This window comes from Acidithiobacillus thiooxidans ATCC 19377, from assembly GCF_009662475.1.
In the GTDB taxonomy this organism is placed as follows: Bacteria; Pseudomonadota; Gammaproteobacteria; order Acidithiobacillales; family Acidithiobacillaceae; genus Acidithiobacillus; species Acidithiobacillus thiooxidans.
This window is the reverse complement of sequence record NZ_CP045571.1, coordinates 1,418,372-1,435,887: the sequence shown is the minus strand read 5'-3', so window position 1 is coordinate 1,435,887 and position 17,516 is coordinate 1,418,372. Positions and strand designations below refer to the sequence as shown.

Annotated in this window: 15 protein-coding genes and 1 pseudogene; all 16 read right to left on the bottom strand. The window is 48.7% G+C overall.

Annotated elements, in window-relative coordinates; all coding sequences use genetic code 11:
• Positions 1-3: 3 nt before the first annotated feature.
• Entirely contained in the window at positions 4-450 is a 447-nt protein-coding gene (locus GCD22_RS07475) for a biotin/lipoyl attachment domain-containing protein (protein WP_153940559.1), read from the bottom strand.
• Positions 447-905: a hemerythrin domain-containing protein gene (locus tag GCD22_RS07470; protein WP_153940558.1), complete on the bottom strand. Its 459-nt coding sequence runs from the start codon at positions 903-905 to the stop codon at positions 447-449. Before GCD22_RS07470 ends, GCD22_RS07475 begins: the two co-directional genes overlap by 4 nt.
• An 85-nt stretch (positions 906-990) precedes the next feature.
• A complete protein-coding gene (locus GCD22_RS07465) occupies positions 991-1,236 on the bottom strand; it encodes a thioredoxin family protein (RefSeq protein WP_142087284.1) in 246 nt (81 codons plus the stop codon).
• A gap of 20 nt (positions 1,237-1,256) precedes the next feature.
• Positions 1,257-2,237, bottom strand: coding sequence for a 2Fe-2S iron-sulfur cluster-binding protein (locus GCD22_RS07460; RefSeq protein ID WP_153940557.1), 981 nt, complete (start codon positions 2,235-2,237; stop codon positions 1,257-1,259).
• A gap of 59 nt (positions 2,238-2,296) precedes the next feature.
• A complete protein-coding gene (locus tag GCD22_RS07455) occupies positions 2,297-2,758 on the bottom strand; it encodes a globin domain-containing protein (protein WP_010642122.1) in 462 nt (153 codons plus the stop codon).
• A 161-nt stretch (positions 2,759-2,919) separates the two neighbouring features.
• Complete coding sequence (locus GCD22_RS07450; RefSeq protein ID WP_065973792.1) at positions 2,920-3,438, bottom strand: hemerythrin domain-containing protein; 519 nt, start codon at positions 3,436-3,438, stop codon at positions 2,920-2,922.
• A 129-nt stretch (positions 3,439-3,567) separates the two neighbouring features.
• The gene (locus GCD22_RS07445) at positions 3,568-4,125 is read right to left on the bottom strand and encodes a DsrE family protein (protein WP_077273039.1); all 558 of its coding nucleotides are present in this window, start codon (positions 4,123-4,125) and stop codon (positions 3,568-3,570) included.
• Positions 4,126-4,311: 186 nt separating this feature from the next.
• Positions 4,312-5,619: an MFS transporter gene (locus tag GCD22_RS07440; RefSeq protein ID WP_153940556.1), complete on the bottom strand. Its 1,308-nt coding sequence runs from the start codon at positions 5,617-5,619 to the stop codon at positions 4,312-4,314.
• Positions 5,620-5,696: 77 nt separating this feature from the next.
• Positions 5,697-6,395 carry a respiratory nitrate reductase subunit gamma gene (narI, locus tag GCD22_RS07435; protein ID WP_024895362.1) on the bottom strand — a complete coding sequence of 233 codons (699 nt, stop codon included), beginning with the start codon at positions 6,393-6,395 and terminating at the stop codon, positions 5,697-5,699.
• Positions 6,392-6,943 (bottom strand): nitrate reductase molybdenum cofactor assembly chaperone, encoded by a 552-nt coding sequence (gene narJ, locus GCD22_RS07430; protein WP_035219302.1) that lies wholly within the window; start codon positions 6,941-6,943, stop codon positions 6,392-6,394. The genes narI and narJ overlap by 4 nt, the downstream gene beginning before the upstream one ends.
• Positions 6,940-8,502, bottom strand: coding sequence for a nitrate reductase subunit beta (narH, locus tag GCD22_RS07425; RefSeq protein ID WP_153940555.1), 1,563 nt, complete (start codon positions 8,500-8,502; stop codon positions 6,940-6,942). The genes narJ and narH overlap by 4 nt, the downstream gene beginning before the upstream one ends.
• Entirely contained in the window at positions 8,499-12,254 is a 3,756-nt protein-coding gene (locus GCD22_RS07420) for a nitrate reductase subunit alpha (protein ID WP_153940554.1), read from the bottom strand. Before GCD22_RS07420 ends, narH begins: the two co-directional genes overlap by 4 nt.
• A 667-nt stretch (positions 12,255-12,921) precedes the next feature.
• A complete protein-coding gene (locus GCD22_RS07415) occupies positions 12,922-14,007 on the bottom strand; it encodes an IS630 family transposase (protein ID WP_065972780.1) in 1,086 nt (361 codons plus the stop codon).
• 81 nt (positions 14,008-14,088) lie between these two features.
• Positions 14,089-14,634 (bottom strand): annotated as a pseudogene (locus tag GCD22_RS07410) (IS630 family transposase); the annotation flags it as partial.
• A gap of 30 nt (positions 14,635-14,664) precedes the next feature.
• Positions 14,665-15,633 (bottom strand): IS110 family RNA-guided transposase, encoded by a 969-nt coding sequence (locus GCD22_RS07405; protein WP_211371696.1) that lies wholly within the window; start codon positions 15,631-15,633, stop codon positions 14,665-14,667.
• A gap of 277 nt (positions 15,634-15,910) precedes the next feature.
• Entirely contained in the window at positions 15,911-16,768 is an 858-nt protein-coding gene (locus tag GCD22_RS07400; protein ID WP_153940553.1) for a sigma-70 family RNA polymerase sigma factor, read from the bottom strand.
• Positions 16,769-17,516: the final 748 nt, after the last annotated feature.

Sequence of the window (17,516 nt, the reverse complement as noted above, 5' to 3'; positions counted from 1 at the left end):
GGATCATTCCGAACAGCGCATACACTGCACCCCATAGCGTTTGATCCAGGCCTCCAGTGCTTCAATAGCCTCACTGCCGGTTTTCACGTTGTCCAGGGCATGTTGGGGATCATCCGGTTTGACGCGGGCAATCCAGGCGTCCTTGTAAGGATCAATATTGATCAGGTGCGGGTCTTCCAACAATTGCTCGTTGCGGGCAATGACTTCACCGGCAAAGGGCACGGGTACGCCGCCTGCCCACTTGCCACTTTCCAGCGTAGCCACATGCCGTCCGGCCTCCAGATGTGTGCCGGTTTTTTTAATGCGGGCTTTTTGCAGGCGGCCCGACATGGTCTGCGCAGGGTCTGTGACGCCAATTGTCAGCGTACCGTCTTCTTCCGGGCGCACCCAGACATAATCGAGATCATAAAACAGGTCTTCAGGCAGTTCACAACCATTATATTCACTCATGATGTGGCCTCCGCCTCAAAGTCGAGAATACGTTTTCCCGCAGCTTCACCCTGATCCGCCAACGCGCTAGCCAGATAGGGATAAAGTTCGGTTTCTTCCTTGGCATCGTGTTGTTTGAGAATGGTTTGGACGGTACTCAGCAGATCGTCAAAGGTCTCGGCGTCTTGGTCTGCAATGGCCTCCGCCATTTCTTCAAAAAACACCCGCAGATCCTGATGCCCCTTGCGGAGTAGCGCAGTCAGAGGATGATCTTCGCTACCTTCCTGTAGCTCGAAGGCAGGGAATAAGGTGCCTTCTTCCACGACCATATGACCATCAACAATGCCGTGGCGTAAGGCTTCCAGGAACTGCGCAGCTTCCTGCCATGCGCCTTGGCGGACAGCCTGGGCACTTTGCTCCAAAAGTTGATCCAGGCGTTCATGGTCCTGTTGCATGATCTGATCTATGGGTGTCATGGCATTCTCCAAAAAGGTTGTGGTGTGTTTCTACGGGACATGAACGTGGCCGAAGCTTTGTTCAGGCGCATTCAGGAGCTTGTATTCATTGGGCGCCGAGCATTTTCAGCACTTCGCCCAGAGGCTGTGCGCCTACTGTCTTCAGGGCACCGTCCACGACAATGGCCGGGACCGTTTTAATGCGCAGATTGCTGACGATTTCGCGCCCTTCGCGATCCGCCACATCCAGTACCTGCAGTTCCATCGGCACCTTTTCCGCAGCTTGTTTCCATACTGCTTCAGCCTGCGGGCAAACCGGGCACCATTTCGAGACCAGAATTTGTACTTTCATCTTCATCTCCTCCAATCGCGCTAACCGTTGGGCGCAAAAGAGTCAAAGTGTATGTGCGCATGAGGCACGTCATGAGAACGCAGGAGATCGATGGCCGCTTCTATCATGCCGGGTCCGCCACACAGATACACTTCATGATCCTGCCAGTGGCCGTTGGCTGCCACCGTGGGCAGAAGACGGCGGGCACCTTTCCACTGCGTATCTTCGCCATCGGAAATGGTGGGTGTAAAAGTGAAATGGGCATACTGTCCGGCCCATTGCTGCAGTGTTTCCAGATGATAAAAATCCCGCTTTTTTTTGGCGCCGTAAAAAAGATGAATCGGGCGGGTTTGCCCTGTGTGCATACTTTCCTGAATGATGGCTTCAATGGGTGCCAATCCCGTTCCTGCGGCAATACAAAGCAGGGGCCGCGTATTATCCTGGAGGGCGAAGTCTCCTTGTGGCGGTCCGAGCGTGATTACTTCGCCGGGCTGTGCCCGGTAAAAAAGCCAGCGACTGAACAGACCACCCGGAAGTTCACGAATATGAAAAACCAACTCGCCCCAGTCCTGCGGAGGGGTGGCCATGGAGTAGGAACGCCATTGATTTTCCTGTCCCGGCACGGCCATCCGTGCATATTGCCCGCTTCGGTATGGATAGGGTTTTTCCGGCCGTAACCGCAGTTCCAGCACATTCCAGGCCAGTTTGCTCAACCCCACAATTTCAGTATTCCAGATGTCCCCGGAAATCACTTCAGCTTGCAGCCGCAGATTACTGCGCGGATATAGCTTGCACAAAATGGCCATGCCCGCAGCGCGCTCGGTTGGCAATAAAAGCAGGGGCATGAAGGGTCCTTGCTCACTTTCTCCGGACAGGATGGTGCCCTTGCAATCTCCGCAGGAACCGCTGGCGCATCCATGTTTAATGGCCACATGATGGGCTTTTGCCGCTTCGACAATATTCTGGTTTTCATCCGCCTTGAAGCGGACACCGGAGGGCTCCAGACAAATTTCGTATTCCATGGCGTCACCTCATCAGCGTGGCGCAGCGGAAATATCCTTGCGCCACCGGTATGCTCGAATCACACAGCAGGCGGAACGTCGTCGATGGTGACCGGGACAAAACGGGAAGGGGCCATTGCCTCATAGGCGGCCTCAATACATACCGTGGAAGCGAGGTTATAGGCCTCAATCCAGGATTCTGCCATTTCCTGAGTCCAGGCAGCTCCCAGAAAATGTTTCAGGGTATTGAGCAGGCTTTTACCGACGATGGGATAATGTTCCGGACGCGTATCATATTTGATGTGTGAAATGCCCAGTTCTTTCAGATAGGGGACCAACACTTCCAGATTGTCGATAGTGGTCGCAATCAGAATGACCGAATTAAAAAGCCGAATACGTTGTTCGGTCATGTCTCCCGGAAACATTTTCCGGACTTCCGGAAAATGCGTAAACATATAATTATAAAAGTGCTCGGCAACCTGAACACCCAGGTCTTTCACAGCTGCACCACTGGACTGGATCAGTTGAATATTAATGCTCATTTATTGGTTACTCCTTCTATATGAAACAAATGAAGACAGATGCCTACTTGTGTGCTACGGCCCCAGTGTAACGAACTATCATTGGACATTCCTTGACTTTGGTCAAGTTCGCATTCCTTACCTTGTTGTGTTGATAGAGATGATTTCTCGTTAAACATGGATTATGTGAGTGGCCCGACATGACGTGCTCGCATGGCCGCACCAATTTCGACCAGGGTATCCCTCGACAACAATTGTAGGGCTACGGGAAAGATTTCATTGTTTTCGAGGATAATGTGGGCGCGATTCATAGCGATGAAAGCGGTTGGAGAAAGATGAACTTCTTTCCCGGCCACTATCGCTTCCAGATCTTGAGAAAGTTTTGACCATGCTTTTTCTAGATCACGATGCTGTAGGCTCAGATTGTGTAAGGGGGCGCGTAGGTTTTCTGGAAAATCGGGGTAAGCAGTGAGTAAAGGGAAAAGATTTTGTTCTTCATCGTCATGATGAAGGCGTTCAGCCTGACAGAAATATTTGAGGACACGCCCAGCAGCCTGCCTGGCTTCCTCATCTGGTCCGTGACTGACCAGATGTGCAGGCAACTGTTCCAGTGTTTCGCAATGGCTCAAAATTTTGTTATGACAGGCCAGCAGTAGACCAATAGGATCATCAAAGTCAGGAGCAGTAACAAAAAGTGACATGATAAAGGTACTCCTTTGCGTCGGGAAAGAAGGAAGACGTCTGTGTTTCTCCCTGCGTCACGATTCTTAATCGTGCTAGCGGCAGGGGGGTGGTGATTACGTAGGTTTTGGGAACATTGCAACCAGGCTCTACATTTTGACTTCGGCCCAACCTTCATTATGACGTTTCATCAGCTCTGCCATGCCTCCAGCCACTACATTCACTCCGGGAGCTAATTGACGCGCCGTAATATGCAGCCGACGCATGGATGTTTGACAGGCTACGAAACGAACTCCACGCATCTGTAAAATGGTAATTTCCATGGCATCCGGAGCATTCTTTAAGAGCATTTGCAGGCCAGGCCCCCAGGCCAACACTTCCAACCGGGCAGGTGGAATGCCGACCTTGTGGACGATGTGAGTGACTGCACCAAGAGTCATCGTCCACGCTGATGGTTTTGCTGAGTCGACTTCAAAGAGCATTCGGTAAGGTCCGTGGCCCCAAGCAGGCTCATTGGCGGCCCACGCCACCCCATAACTGAGCAATAGTGAATAACAAAGCAGAATGGTTATAAGCCATTTCGTAGGCTTTTCTTTTGCGGCTTTGATTGTCGTTGCAGATCTGCTTCTACGTGTGAACGCTTGATTCAATACCTCAAAAGTACAAACTCTGTGCAGGCTGTTTAGTAAGTAATTATTCCATATCATCTTAAGGCTCCATTGTTAATGGGCAGTTTCGGTAAGAGATTAATCAAATACATCAATAGTAAGCGTCGTTTTGGCTCTTCTGTACCAGGAAACCCATGGCTCAACGAGAGAGAAAATTTTCATTTTGTTCTTTAGCGGTAGTGGGCAGACAGAATGATAGCAAAGAATACTCAATCACGAGAAATATCAGCGACTGAGATGTGCCGTGAGATTTGCTCTGGTTCTATACAGCAACCAAACCAATAACAAACATAAGATGGATAATATAATATATATACCGAAACCTAAGGCGTAGCCGTTGATACCCACTAATGCAACGATATCTCCTAGTATCGGAGGAATTGCGAAACCACCAAGACACCCCAATCCTCCGACCCAACCCGCAGTACCACCTACAGCATCTGGCACGTAATGTGGAACCAGTTTAAACACCGCAGCATTATTCACCCCCATACCCGCACCAACCAATATTTCCCCAATGATGGTTAACCATAACAAGCTGGAAAAAGTCATAATTACAGATCCAACTAGCAATACAATCAGCGAAATAACTGCGGTCTTTTCGCCACCCATCTCGTCAGACAATTTTCCACCATAAACACGAATAAATGCTGCAATTAATGAAAATACCGCAGTAAGCACTACGGAATGAAATGCACCCACATGAAAATACGTTTGCCAGAAAATAGGCAACCATGCAGTTAATGCAAGAAATCCGCCAAAATTTGTAAAATACAGAATAACTAGAGGCCAGGTCCGCCAATGCTTTGCCGATAAAAGGAGCGTATGCCAGGTTCCGCCAGTAGGAAAAAGCTCTTGACCGTACTTTTTGGCTTCCTCAGTAGCACGAGCAGTATCATGGTTTCGTTTATAGAATTGGTAATATGGTGCATTCAATCCCATGAGGTAATAAATTATTATTCCAACGATAATAATTGCCAAGGAAAATAAATACCCACCCCAAAGGCCGACGGTCATAATAACAGCCGGCAATATCAAGACAACAAATCCTGGTGATGAATCACCGAGTCCACCAAAAACGGCGAGCGCCCATCCTTGCTTCTTTTTTGAGTACCAATACGATACCTGTCCAATACCAACAGAGAATGTGGCAATTCCACACCCTGCTAGTGCACCAAAGGTTAATAGCATCGGATAGTATTTTTCCGTAAGATGATTCGGATATAGCGTCAGAAGCATCCAATAAAGCCCGGCAATACCAATAACGGATGCAATTAGCAATACAAGAAAGGGTAATCGACCACCATTCCTGTCAACAGATGCACCAAAGGGTATGCGCAGCAGGGATCCAGTGAGCATAGGCATAGCTACCAATAGTCCCACTTGTTGGGGAGACAGGTGCATAGCTTTCAGAAAGATGTGTGCGGTTGGCCCAAACAGGGAAACAGACCCTGCACCAATAAAAAATCCTATGGTTGCGCCAATTAATGCGCGGTTGGCCGATCCGGTTACTGTGGGTTGGGTGGCTCCCACGTTACCTCCATTCTATAATAATGATTAATCGAATTTTCCCAAACGATTCCGCTTTAATAGAAGATGTATTCTCTCTATTAAACGACGGAACGAATCTTTGAGCGTACCAACTGATAAGGCCTGACAACATAATTTAATGGTACGGTCCATATATGCACAAGCCTACTGAAAGGAAAAAGGAGAAATACAGTAAATCCACAAAACATGTGCACCTTATAGATCAATGGAATGTTTATAATGAGTTGCGGATTGGCTTGAAACTCGGCAATACTTCGAACATAATGAATAAGTATTTCCATATTTTGGACATGATCATGAATCACTTCGGGCACACTGATGAATTGGGTGCTCAAACCAAAGCAAAGTGTGATCAATAACCATACTAATATAATAATATCCATAGGGCGACTAGCGTAACGTACTTTTGGATCAAGCACTCTGCGTAATAAAAGCATAACTCCACCAACCATTGCCACCACTCCGGCTGTGATACCTGCGCTAGCAGCAAGCCATTGATGCTCGACAGGATCTAAACCTAGCCATTCCAGGATGTCGGTCAGAAATCCCGTAAAATGTCCGAGAAAAAGCGTCAGTATGCCTATATGCCAGAGATTACTCGCCCACATCATATAGCGTTTCGATGCTAAAATCTGGCTGGAATAGCTAGTCCAGCCAGCTTGCTCACGTTCATAGCGAATAATTGAACCCAACAAGAATATTGTTCCGGCTATGTAAGGATAGATGCCAAACAAGAAGGTATTCCAAGACCAGATCATACAGAAACTCCTGATGAAATAGGTGAAAGAAAATGACTGCGATACAGTACTGGTTCTAATAAACGGGCATAGGGACTCTGTATTTCTGAAAGATTGTTTCGCAATATCTGAATACTTTCGTCTGCGCTGCTCAGAAAGATGTAAGACTCCTCTATCTCTAAGGTTGCCGCGAAATCCAAAACAACAGGTAGGAAGTCTGGCAACGCCCGAGCACCTGGAGCCCATCCATAAGTAGAGTAGTATTCAAGAAGTCGGACGAGAACGTCGCCTCGGCCACGATCATCCTCAGGAAGGATGTGATTACTCAGATGCAGGTCGCAACTGGGATTCCAGTCAAATGTATTCACATATAAAGCTTCTAATTGCAAAGGGGCCAGACTTTGCATCCACTTTATATGATCGTGCAACATAATAACTTCTTTCTTGTGCGCATTGTCTAGTGATTCTAGTGCGAAGGCGATCTCTGGTAGGTTCTGTAGGAGTTCGTCGTCTGGATAATCCAGTAGCAGTGCCACAACGTGCAAAATGGGTTGATGAAAGATACTCATACGTTTCCCCGGTGCCGAACGAAATGGAGCGGCTGCACGTTCGCCGCTGGTGTTTCTTTGCGACGCCTTGGGAATAGCTCTCCAGCGCTGATACCCACACTACTTTCGTTACCAAACACAAAGCCATTTTGTCCTTGAAAATCGTATGGATCATCCATCATGGTTTCCTGATGGCTGGTAGGGATCACAAACCGATCTTCATAATTGGCTATGGCCAGATACCGATACATATCCTGAGCGGTGGCCTCGTCCAAATCGGCTCCGTCTAAAACCTCTGTATTAGGCACGCCTTGAACATGTAGACTGCGCTGATAGGCTCGCAAAGCAATGAGTTTTTTCAACGATGCGATTACTGGCTTATGGTTCCCCGCCGTAAAAAGACTGGCTAGATAGTCGATTGGTATACGCAATGATTCCAAGCGTGGAATTATGTCCTCTGCCTTACTGGGAATATTTCGTGGTGATATTTCGCGCCCCATAGGTGATAAAGGTGGGATATACCAGACCATGGGGAGGGTTCGGAATTCAGGATGCAAAGGTAGTGCTATTTTCCAGTCCATCGCCATTTTGTAAATAGGCGAGCGCTGTGCTGCATCAATCCATGAATCAGGAACGTCATCGAGGCGTGCTTGTGCGATTACCTCTGGATCGTGCGGGTTAAGAAAAATGTTCATTTGTGCTTCATAAAGATCCTGTTCTTCAGTCGTGCCGGCCAGTTCAGCAATGCGGTCCGCATCGTACAACATAATGCCATTGTAACGGATACGCCCCACACAGGTGTCTGAGCAGATAGTTGGCAATCCTGATTCAACTCGGGGATAGCAAGCAATACATTTTTCCGATTTACCGGAGTCCCAATTGAAATATACCTTTTTATATGGGCACGCAGAGATACACATACGCCAACCGCGACAGCGATCCTGATCAATGAGAACAATGCCATCCTCTTCTCGTTTATAAATGGCCCCAGAAGGGCACGCAGCAACGCAGGCCGGATTTAAGCAATGGTTACACATGCGTGGTAAATAAAAAAGAAAGGTTTTCTCGAATTCCCCCAAAAGGTCTTTGCCTGGGACATCTCTAAGATTGTAATCGACAGATCGCGTTTGATAAGTACCACCCAATTGATCTTCCCAGTTCGCACTCCATTCAATTTTTTCCATAACCTGACCGCTCACCAGTGAAACTGGGCGTGCGACCGGTGCTGTTTCTGATAATTGTGCATTGAGGAGATGTGCATAGTCGTACGTAAAAGGTTCGTAGTAGTCCAAAATCTCGGGTAAATGTGGATTGGCAAAAATAGTCATCAGCTCCCAGAAACGACCACCTTGTTTTAAGGATAACTTACCATTCTTCAATATCCACCCGCCATGCCATTGGTCCTGATTTTCCCAGTTTTTGGGATAACCTATTCCTGGTTTGGTTTCGACATTATTGAACCAGATATATTCCGTTCCTCGACGGTTGGTCCAGGTATTTTTGCAGGTCACCGAGCATGTATGACAACCGATGCACTTATCTAGATTAAAAACGAGAGCAAATTGTGCACGTACTTTCATTGACTTTCCTCCACTGCTTGACGCAGTTCTGTCTCTAGATCCGGGCCTAACTGCTTTTCCATCCACGAGATTTGCGCATCGTCTACCTTGCGAATCAGTACTTCAGCATCGCGCTGACTTCCGACAGGTCCATAATAATTCAGTGTCCAGGCAAGTTGTGCATAGCCACCGATCATATGGGTCGGTTTGACAATCACCCGAGTAGCACTGTTATTGATGCCACCACGTTTACCTGTGCTTGGCGCACCTGGAACATTCAGTGTTTTTTCCTGTTGGTGATACATGATGGCCACCCCTTCTGGAATGCGTTGGCTCACCACCGCACGTGCCATAAGGGCACCATTTTCATTAACTGCTTCTAACCAGTCGTTATCAGATATTTTAAGCTGATCGGCATCTTTCTCGCTGAGCCAGATATGTGGACCCCCTCGGGAAAGGTGCATCATGCGCAAATCGTCATGATAGGTGCTATGAATACCCCATTTGTCGTGTGGCGTAAGAAACCGTAATACGATGCCACCCTGTTGGGCGATGGCCTCAGGCAAGCCTGCGACGGCGTGTGTGGTTAAAGGCGGGCGATAGGTACAAAGACCTTCACCAAAATCCAACATCCATTCATGATCCAGATAAAACTGACCACGTCCGGTGAGTGTTCTATAGGGCGTGGCATAGTGCACATTTACATATCCAGCATTGTAACTGACTTCTTCCGACATCAGACCACTCCATGAAGGAGATGAAATCACCTTTCGGGGTTGTACTTGCAAGTCATGAAAGCTAAATTTCTCACCCCGGCGATCGTTGGCAAGTTTGGTTAGAGAAAGTCCAGTTTTGGTGCTCAACGACAGCCATCCTTTATGCGCCACTTCTCCGTTAGTCTCCGGGGAGAGATGAAGAACCATATTGCATGCGTTGATATCACTCTCAAGGGAGGGACGAGCGTCTTCTTTACCCTTTCCTGAAGAAGGGAATGTTCCGTTAATCGCCAGCAATTCCGAAATTTCTTGCCCGGTCTCCCAATGCTCGCCCTTTGCACCATTGCCGTGAGTGGCCAGCAGCGGTCCAATGCTGCTGTACTGTTCATAAATATGCGGATAATCACGTTCCACAATTTCAAAATTTGGACAAGTACGTCCAGGCTCTGGAATTTTTCCTTCACGTTTCCAATCGCTGACTCCCACAGCTTGTCCCAGCTCATTAGGGGTATCGTGAAGTAGTGAAATAGCAAGCAAATCCTTTCTTTTCCCGAGATGTTTTTCAGCAAGTGTTGAAAAGCTTTTGGCTAAATGCCGAAAAATCTGCCAATCGCTGCGACTTTCCCAACCTGGATCCACTGCAGCACCAAGAGGGTGGATGAAGGGATGCATGTCTGTGGTGTTCAGGTCGTCCTTTTCGTACCATGTAGCCGTTGGCAGGATAATATCCGCATAGGCCCCAGTGCTATTTAACCTAAAGTTGATATCTATCATTAAGTCCAGCTTGCCAACGGGGGCTTTCTCGTGCCACTGGATTTCTTGCGAAGCTCTGCCCGAGCCATCTTCTCCCAGCACGGCATTTTCGGCCCCGAGAAGATGCTTGAGAAAGTATTCATGACCTTTCGCGTTGGTACCGATCAGGTTACTGCGCCAGACGAACAGATTGCGCGGCCAATTCTCTTGGTGGTCAATATCTTCACTGGCAAAAGTGAGGTGTCCGTTATGAAGTTCATGAGCAACATAATCCGCAACACCTTTTGAATCCTGGCTGGCGGCTTCGGCGATATCTAATGGGTTACTTTGAAAGTGGGGTGCGGCGGGAAGCCATCCCAAACGCTCGGCCACAATATTGTAATCTGCCAATGTGTGGCCTTTGTAGCTGGCTTTTGCGGCAGGATGCATGAGGCTATCAGCGGTGACGCGCTCATAGCGCCATTGGTCCGTATGTAAATACCAGTAACTAGTCCCCGCTGCTTGGCGCGAGTGTAGATGCCAGTCGCCAGCAAAAGCCAAAGGTAACCACCCAGCCTGGGGTCGAAGTGCTTCCTGACCAACATAATGTGCCCAGCCTCCGCCACTTTGACCAACACATCCACAAAGATGCACAAGATTAATAATTGACCGATAATTCATATCGTTATGGTACCAATGATTGGTTCCGGCACCGACAATCACCATGGACTTCCCTTGTGTAAGCACGGCGTTTTCCGCAAACTCTTGCGCGATTCTTATGCAATTCTCTTGTGGAATACCGGTAATGCCTTGCTGCCAAGCTGGAGTGAAAAGCTGATTGCTATCTGTATAGTTTGCATCGGTCGTGCCTTCGATTTCGGCACGGTTGACGCCATATTGTGCAAGCAACAGATCAAAGACGGAACAAACAAATTGTTCACCATGCGTAGTTTGTAAACGGCGCGCCGGGATCTTGCGTTCAACCAGCTTTGCTTGGCCGTCACTATTGCCATAATCAGGAAAAACCACTTGGAGCACGATATCTTGTAAACCTAAGCAGGATAATTCTGCCTCAATGTATTCGTTCGTTGTCGCATCTTCTTGTAGCAGGTTCCAGTTACCCTCAGTTTGACTCCACCGAAAACCTATGGATCCTTTGGGGCATCGATAACTCTCGCTTTTCGTATCATAAACGATAGTTTTCCATTCGGGATTTTCATTTTGACCCAGCTGATTATCAAAATCAGAGGCCCGTAAAAAACGATCGCTGGTGTATCGGGTATCATCCAACGGTCTTAATAGTATTTGCATCGGCAGGTCAGTGAATTGTCTTGCATAATCTTGAAAATAGGATGTCCTTTTTTGCAAAAAGAATTCCTGTAATACCACATGACCCATTGCTAGAAATAACGCAGCATCGGTGCCCGCTCGTACAGGTAACCACTCATCGGCAAATTTTACGTATTCCGCATAATCTGGGGCTATCGCGACGACTTTGGTACCTTTATATCTGACCTCAGAATAAAAATGGGCATCAGGGGTACGTGTCGCCGGAATATTGGTTCCAGCTACGATGATATAGGTAGAATTATACCAATCGGCTGATTCTGGTACGTCGGTCTGCTCTCCCCAGACTTGAGGTGAAGATGGTGGGAGGTCGCAATACCAATCATAGAAACTCAGTGGTACGCCCCCAATCAATGAAAGATACCGTGTTCCAGCAGCGTAGCTGATCATCGACATTGCAGGAATGACAGAGAATCCAGCGATACGATCAGGTCCGTAACGTAATATGGTATAAATATTCGCAGCCGCAATGATTTCGTTGATTTCATCCCAGCCACTGCGGACGAAACCACCCAATCCACGCACTGCGATGTAACTACTGCGTTTTTTTGGGTCTTCCTGAATGGCTCTCCAAGCTTCTACTGGATCTTTCCCCGTGGCTCTTTCATGGCGATATAGTTCCAGCAACCGTCCACGGATCATGGGGTATTTGATACGATGAGGACTATATAAATACCAGGAAAAACTGGCACCTCGTTGACAACCGCGAGGTTCGTGGTTGGGTAGGTCTGGGCGCGTTTGCGGGTAATCATGCGCCTGCATCTCAAAAACAACCAGCCCGTTTTTGACATGGACATTCCAACTGCAACCGCCTGTACAGTTTACACCATGAGTCGTGCGTACTACCTTGTCATACCGCCAGCGATGCCGATATGCGTCTTCCCAGAGGCGATCATCCTGCAATTTGACACCATGTCCATCCGAGAAGGATTCGTGGTAACGAACTAAGTACTTCAGGCGATCCAGCAAATGACTCATAAAGAACTCCTTCGATAATGTTTCAGCCGCCTCAGCCTGTAGGATAGGCTTATAAACTTAATTCATGCGCACAACATGCTTTCTGACCACGTCTGAGTCTGCTTTGAATGTTTTTTATTCTTTTCGGTAGTCGAAACCTGTTCCTTAGATAATTTTCCTGTAGACACCAACTGAGCATGTAGCATTGATTCTCCCTCGCAATAACGCAGAGTTACAGACCGCCAGCATGAGAGCAGCCCAAAGAATGAGCATGTTGCGCATTCAGACCAATGCAGAGGCTGAATACACAAAGTCTCTACTTGAATTTGAGTTAATTCTGGTAAAGAAACCGCTTCGGCGCCACAGGCGCAGCATATTGCTTTGATAATCATAGACCTTATATCTTTAGGTGGACGTCAAAAACCACTAAACACCCCAGATTATAGCAAAGTTTTGTTATGGTGTGGGGTTTAGAGATTGAGTTTGCCCGGCGCGGAGTTGAAGATTGGGCCGAAATCCGCTCCTTTACTTCGATGCCGACAACGTTTCTGCCACGATCATTGAAGCCTCCAGTTCAGGCATGAAGGACCCGACGCCAGAACAAAAACTTCATCGGGGTCCCAAAAAAGTTACCATCTAGCTCATCTTCTGGTAGTTATGTGATCGTCAAATATGAGCTTCCGGCCATCTAGTGTAGTGTTGCATTCTGTTTGCTGCTTAAATGGCTGTTGGCGCGAATGACTTTTTGCAGGATGTCGCGGGCGGTTTTGGTCCAGATGAAAGGTTTGGGATGGGTGTTGTGGTGGTCGATGTACCCCTCAATGGCCTGGATGAGTTCAGGCACACTGGTGAACACCCCACGACGTAACCGCTGGGTCGTGATATCCCGAAAGAAACGCTCGACCATGTTGAGCCAGGATGCCGAAGTGGGCGTGAAGTGCATGTGAATACGCGGGTGCTTGTCGAGCCACGCCTGTACTACCGGGTGTTTATGGGTCGCATAGTTGTCGGCAATCAGATGCAGAGCCTTGTCCCTGGGCGTCTGCCGATCAATTTTCTTCAGGAACTTCAGCCATTCCACATGGGTATGGCGCTGTTGACACTGTCCGATGACCTGACCATCCAGCACGTTGAGGGCGGCAAACAAGGTCGTAGTGCCATTACGTTTGTAGTCGTGGGTCATCGTTTCTGCGCGGCCCTTTTTGAGGGGGAGTCCCGGTTGGGTCCGGTCCAGGGCCTGTACCTGACTTTTTTCATCCACGCAGAGCACCAAGGCATGCTCCGGGGGAGACATATACAACCCCACAATATCTTCCAGCTTTTCCACAAAATGCGGGTCACGTGACACCTTGAAACCACGCAGCAGATGAGGCTTGAGGCCATGCTTGCGCCAATGCCGTGACACACTGGCGGCACTGACACCCAGTTCTGCCGCCATCCTACGCGTACTCCAATGCGTCATCGCTTCCGGCTTACTCTGCGTGGTCAATTCTACCAGACGGGCCACATCCACTTTCACCGGAGGGGCGCCGCGCGGTAAATCGCGTTCAATGCCCGACAAGCGGTGTTCCAGATAACGCTTGCGCCAACGTGCGACTTGCAGGCGATCCACCCCCAGGCGCTCCGCAATTTCTTTGTTCTGCAAGCCCTCTGCCGCCAGCAATATCATCCGTGCCCGTAATGACAAGCGGACACTGCTTAATCGGGAGGCGACTATACGGGACAACTCGGACCGCTCTTCGCTGGTTAAAGTGACTGTGGGCGCAACTCGCAAGGCTCGACTCCATTCATACCCTCAACATGGAGCTATTTTATCATCATTAACCTTAAGGTTCACCAAGAATGCAACACTACACTAGTGTAGTGTTGCATTCTGTTTGCTGCTTAAGTGGCTGTTGGCGCGAATGACCTTTTGCAGGATGTCGCGGGCGGTTTTGGTCCAGATGAAGGGTTTGGGATGGGTGTTGTGGTGGTCGATGTACCCCTCAATGGCCTGGATGAGTTCAGGCACACTGGTGAACACCCCACGACGTAACCGCTGGGTCGTGATATCCCGAAAGAAACGCTCGACCATATTGAGCCAGGATGCCGAAGTGGGCGTGAAGTGCATGTGAATACGCGGGTGCTTGTCGAGCCACGCCTGTACTACTGGGTGTTTATGAGTCGCATAGTTGTCGGCGATCAGATGCAGAGCCTTGTCCCTGGGCGTCTGCCGATCAATTTTCTTCAGGAACTTCAGCCATTCCACATGGGTATGGCGCTGTTGACACTGCCCGATGACCTGACCATCCAGCACGTTGAGGGCGGCAAACAAGGTCGTAGTGCCATTACGTTTGTAGTCGTGGGTCATCGTTTCTGCGCGGCCCTTTTTGAGGGGAAGTCCCGGTTGGGTCCGGTCCAGGGTGTTAAACAGATACCGTCTTGATGACGTCTATGCAAGAGCTTTTTCAGGGTCGAACGGCTGACCGGATTTGAGGACGCCATAGGCGATATGCAGGAGCTTGCGCATGGCGGCAATGATCACCTGCATAGGGCATTTACCCCGTGACAGTAACCGATCGCAAAAGGCGGCGATCGCTGGATTGTAACGCTTGGCCACTACGGCTGGCAGGTACAGCGCTTTGCGTAGAAGAACATTGCCTGCCTTGGCAATATGGCTTTTACCGGCCCACTGGCCCGACTCACGAATACGCGGGTTGAGTCCCGCATAGGCGACGACCTGTTTGGCGGAATGAAAGCGCGTGAGTGGACTGAGGAAAGCCAGCAGCATAGCTGCGGTAGCCTCGCCGATGCCGGGAATACTCAGCAGGAGCGCCTTTTGGGATTTCAGGTCCGGGTGATCATCCATATGATCCTGGATTTGTCGGCGGACGACGTCAATTTGCTGATGGATGGTAAGCAAAAGGGCTTCAATGGACGCGCGAGCGGCAGGCTCTGCCATTTCGAGGCGATTGTTTTCCATATTCTGCATACCCAGAAGGTCATCCAGACGCTGTACCAAAGCCTGGAGAGTCACAATGGCTTCTGCCGGTGGCACCCAAGGGGCAGGTTGGTGCATCTGGCAATAGCGGGCAATGAGCCGGGCATCCGCTTTGTCTGTTTTAGCCCGGGAAAGCTCGGTTTTACCAAAGGCGTGAATCAAGGCAGGATTCATCACACTGATCAGTAACTGTTGTTGCGCCAGAAAGCGCGCCAGGCTTCGGCCATAGGCGCCAGTGGTTTCCATGCAGAGGTGAGCCTTGAGGGCCTCCTGCTTTTCCAACCAATCCAGGAATTGCCGGAACCCCTCAGGATTATTGGAAAAGACCTTGCTGCGATATTTACCATCGGGTTTCAGCAGGGCAACATCGAATTTGGCTTTCGCTACGTCAATACCAACACAGGAAACTGGATTCATCATAAACCTCCTTGACTAGCATCATGGCGATCTACGGACCATGCCGGTTCATCCTTATCTGTGCAGGCTCATGCGCAATGCAGGCCTCGGATACCGTCCGAACTGGGTGGCAAAGTTGAGGCAGTCGATTAATCTGTTTAACGGAGTCATGCCCCAAGCGTGTAAACAATCTGATCTGCCTCACTCCGGGGATCAGCCGAAGGGTACCAGTACATACTGACTGGCTCCAAGACATAAGATACCGTTGTTCAAGCCTAGGGGATTCTGCATCTCCCAAAACTCATTCGAACAGCATCTCTGTAGTCAGCCCCTCCGCTTTGATGCGGACTCGTAATATTTCCAAAGCTTCTGATTGGATCTGGCGAACGCGATCTCGCGAAACGCCCATGCGGTCCCCAATTTCTTGGAGGCTGTTTTCGTCTGTCCCATCAAGACCAAAACGCCAGAAAATCACTTGCCGATGCTTTTCTGGCATGAGACCGACCCATTGATGAACGTGTGATGACAAATCACGCGCAGTTAAAGCCACTTCTGTACTGCTACTAGGGTCAGGGATGATGTCGGCCAGAGAACTGCCCCTGTCGTCATGACTAATCGGCGTATCGAGGGACGTCACTAGCACGTCTTTTTTGAGGTACTCGTGAATTTCACTTACCGGCCATTTTATAGATTCTGCTATTTCTTCAGGCGTAGGTGTACGCTGTAAAATAGTCTCTAATTCCCGAGTAGTGCGTAAGATCGCGCTGATTTTTTTCATAACGTGAACAGGGATACGGATCGTGCGTGCCTGATCCATTATGGCTCTCTCGATACTCTGACGAATCCACCAGGTAGCGTAGGTCGAGAAACGAAAGCCTTTTTCGGGATCAAATTTTTCAACCGCACGCATCAGCCCCAGATTGCCTTCTTCAATCAAATCCAGAAGAGGGAGATCATGGCGGAGATAACGCTTGGCCAAATTGATCACCAGACGGAGATTACTGACGATCATCGTGTTTCTTGCGTCCATGTCTCCGGCCTGGACCTGCCGGCCAAGAGCAACCTCTTCTTCTGCAGTCATTAACCCTTGCTGACGGATTTCTCTCAGGTAGCAGTGGATTGAATCTGTATTGGATGATTCTTCGATATATTCTTTCATCTTTCCTGTTGAGTTCACAGATAGTTTTTCTTTGTCACTACTTTCTGATTTCCTTCCAGATCCAGAAGAGGCTAACTTATTGCTTATCGCTATACATCAAATTGTTGAGCATCACGCGCAAATAACTTCTTTGTGCTTCACGACTTAAAGTGCACACTTCTTGCAATCGAGACTCTATCCAGGCGAATGCCTTCGTTTTGTTACCCCTATGATCAATGAGATTCTTCCAGTCTGTTTCGCTGATCCCAAAGTCGAGCAACACCTGACTACTTTGAAGCGATGGCTCAACGTATGTTGAAAAGGACCTACCGGTTGTTTTGTGACTTTGCAAATTCACGGGTGTCCTCCTCGTGGTGGCAATCAAAAACCCTAGTGCTGTATGTGATTGTAATGTTACTGCCTGCAAAGACATAACGATAGTTATTGATAGGGCAATCTATTACGTTGAGGTTACCGACGGATTGCAAAGGCACTCAAAAAAGGTCAATCCGAAGGGCAGGTCCGCTCGGACATGACTCCCGAAGATATTGCACTTTATCTTGTCGCTTCCATTGAGGGTTGTGTCGGACTGGGAAAAAATACCCAATCAGTCGACGCTTACCAACGCTGCCTACGGCAACTGCAAGTATATATTCAATCTTTGGCTGTCTGACCCTGAAACACTTTCTCTTCCCACAAAAATAGCGGGGCAACAAGTCTTTTCTATAAACTGAATATTATCATAATTTTTTACTCATACAGACTTTTA

Excerpts from the sequence above, each read along its gene's own strand:
- GCD22_RS07470 (WP_153940558.1), bottom strand. The coding sequence starts at position 905 with ATGACACCCATAGATCAGATCATGCAACAGGACCATGAACGCCTGGAT.
- GCD22_RS07460 (WP_153940557.1), bottom strand. The coding sequence starts at position 2,237 with ATGGAATACGAAATTTGTCTGGAGCCCTCCGGTGTCCGCTTCAAGGCG.
- narI (WP_024895362.1), bottom strand. The coding sequence starts at position 6,395 with ATGATCTGGTCTTGGAATACCTTCTTGTTTGGCATCTATCCTTACATA.
- narH (WP_153940555.1), bottom strand. The coding sequence starts at position 8,502 with ATGAAAGTACGTGCACAATTTGCTCTCGTTTTTAATCTAGATAAGTGC.
- GCD22_RS07465 (WP_142087284.1), bottom strand. The coding sequence starts at position 1,236 with ATGAAAGTACAAATTCTGGTCTCGAAATGGTGCCCGGTTTGCCCGCAG.
- narJ (WP_035219302.1), bottom strand. The coding sequence starts at position 6,943 with ATGAGTATCTTTCATCAACCCATTTTGCACGTTGTGGCACTGCTACTG.
- GCD22_RS07445 (WP_077273039.1), bottom strand. The coding sequence starts at position 4,125 with ATGATATGGAATAATTACTTACTAAACAGCCTGCACAGAGTTTGTACT.
- GCD22_RS07450 (WP_065973792.1), bottom strand. The coding sequence starts at position 3,438 with ATGTCACTTTTTGTTACTGCTCCTGACTTTGATGATCCTATTGGTCTA.
- GCD22_RS07455 (WP_010642122.1), bottom strand. The coding sequence starts at position 2,758 with ATGAGCATTAATATTCAACTGATCCAGTCCAGTGGTGCAGCTGTGAAA.
- GCD22_RS07420 (WP_153940554.1), bottom strand. The coding sequence starts at position 12,254 with ATGAGTCATTTGCTGGATCGCCTGAAGTACTTAGTTCGTTACCACGAA.
- GCD22_RS07475 (WP_153940559.1), bottom strand. The coding sequence starts at position 450 with ATGAGTGAATATAATGGTTGTGAACTGCCTGAAGACCTGTTTTATGAT.
- GCD22_RS07400 (WP_153940553.1), bottom strand. The coding sequence starts at position 16,768 with ATGAAAGAATATATCGAAGAATCATCCAATACAGATTCAATCCACTGC.
- GCD22_RS07405 (WP_211371696.1), bottom strand. The coding sequence starts at position 15,633 with ATGATGAATCCAGTTTCCTGTGTTGGTATTGACGTAGCGAAAGCCAAA.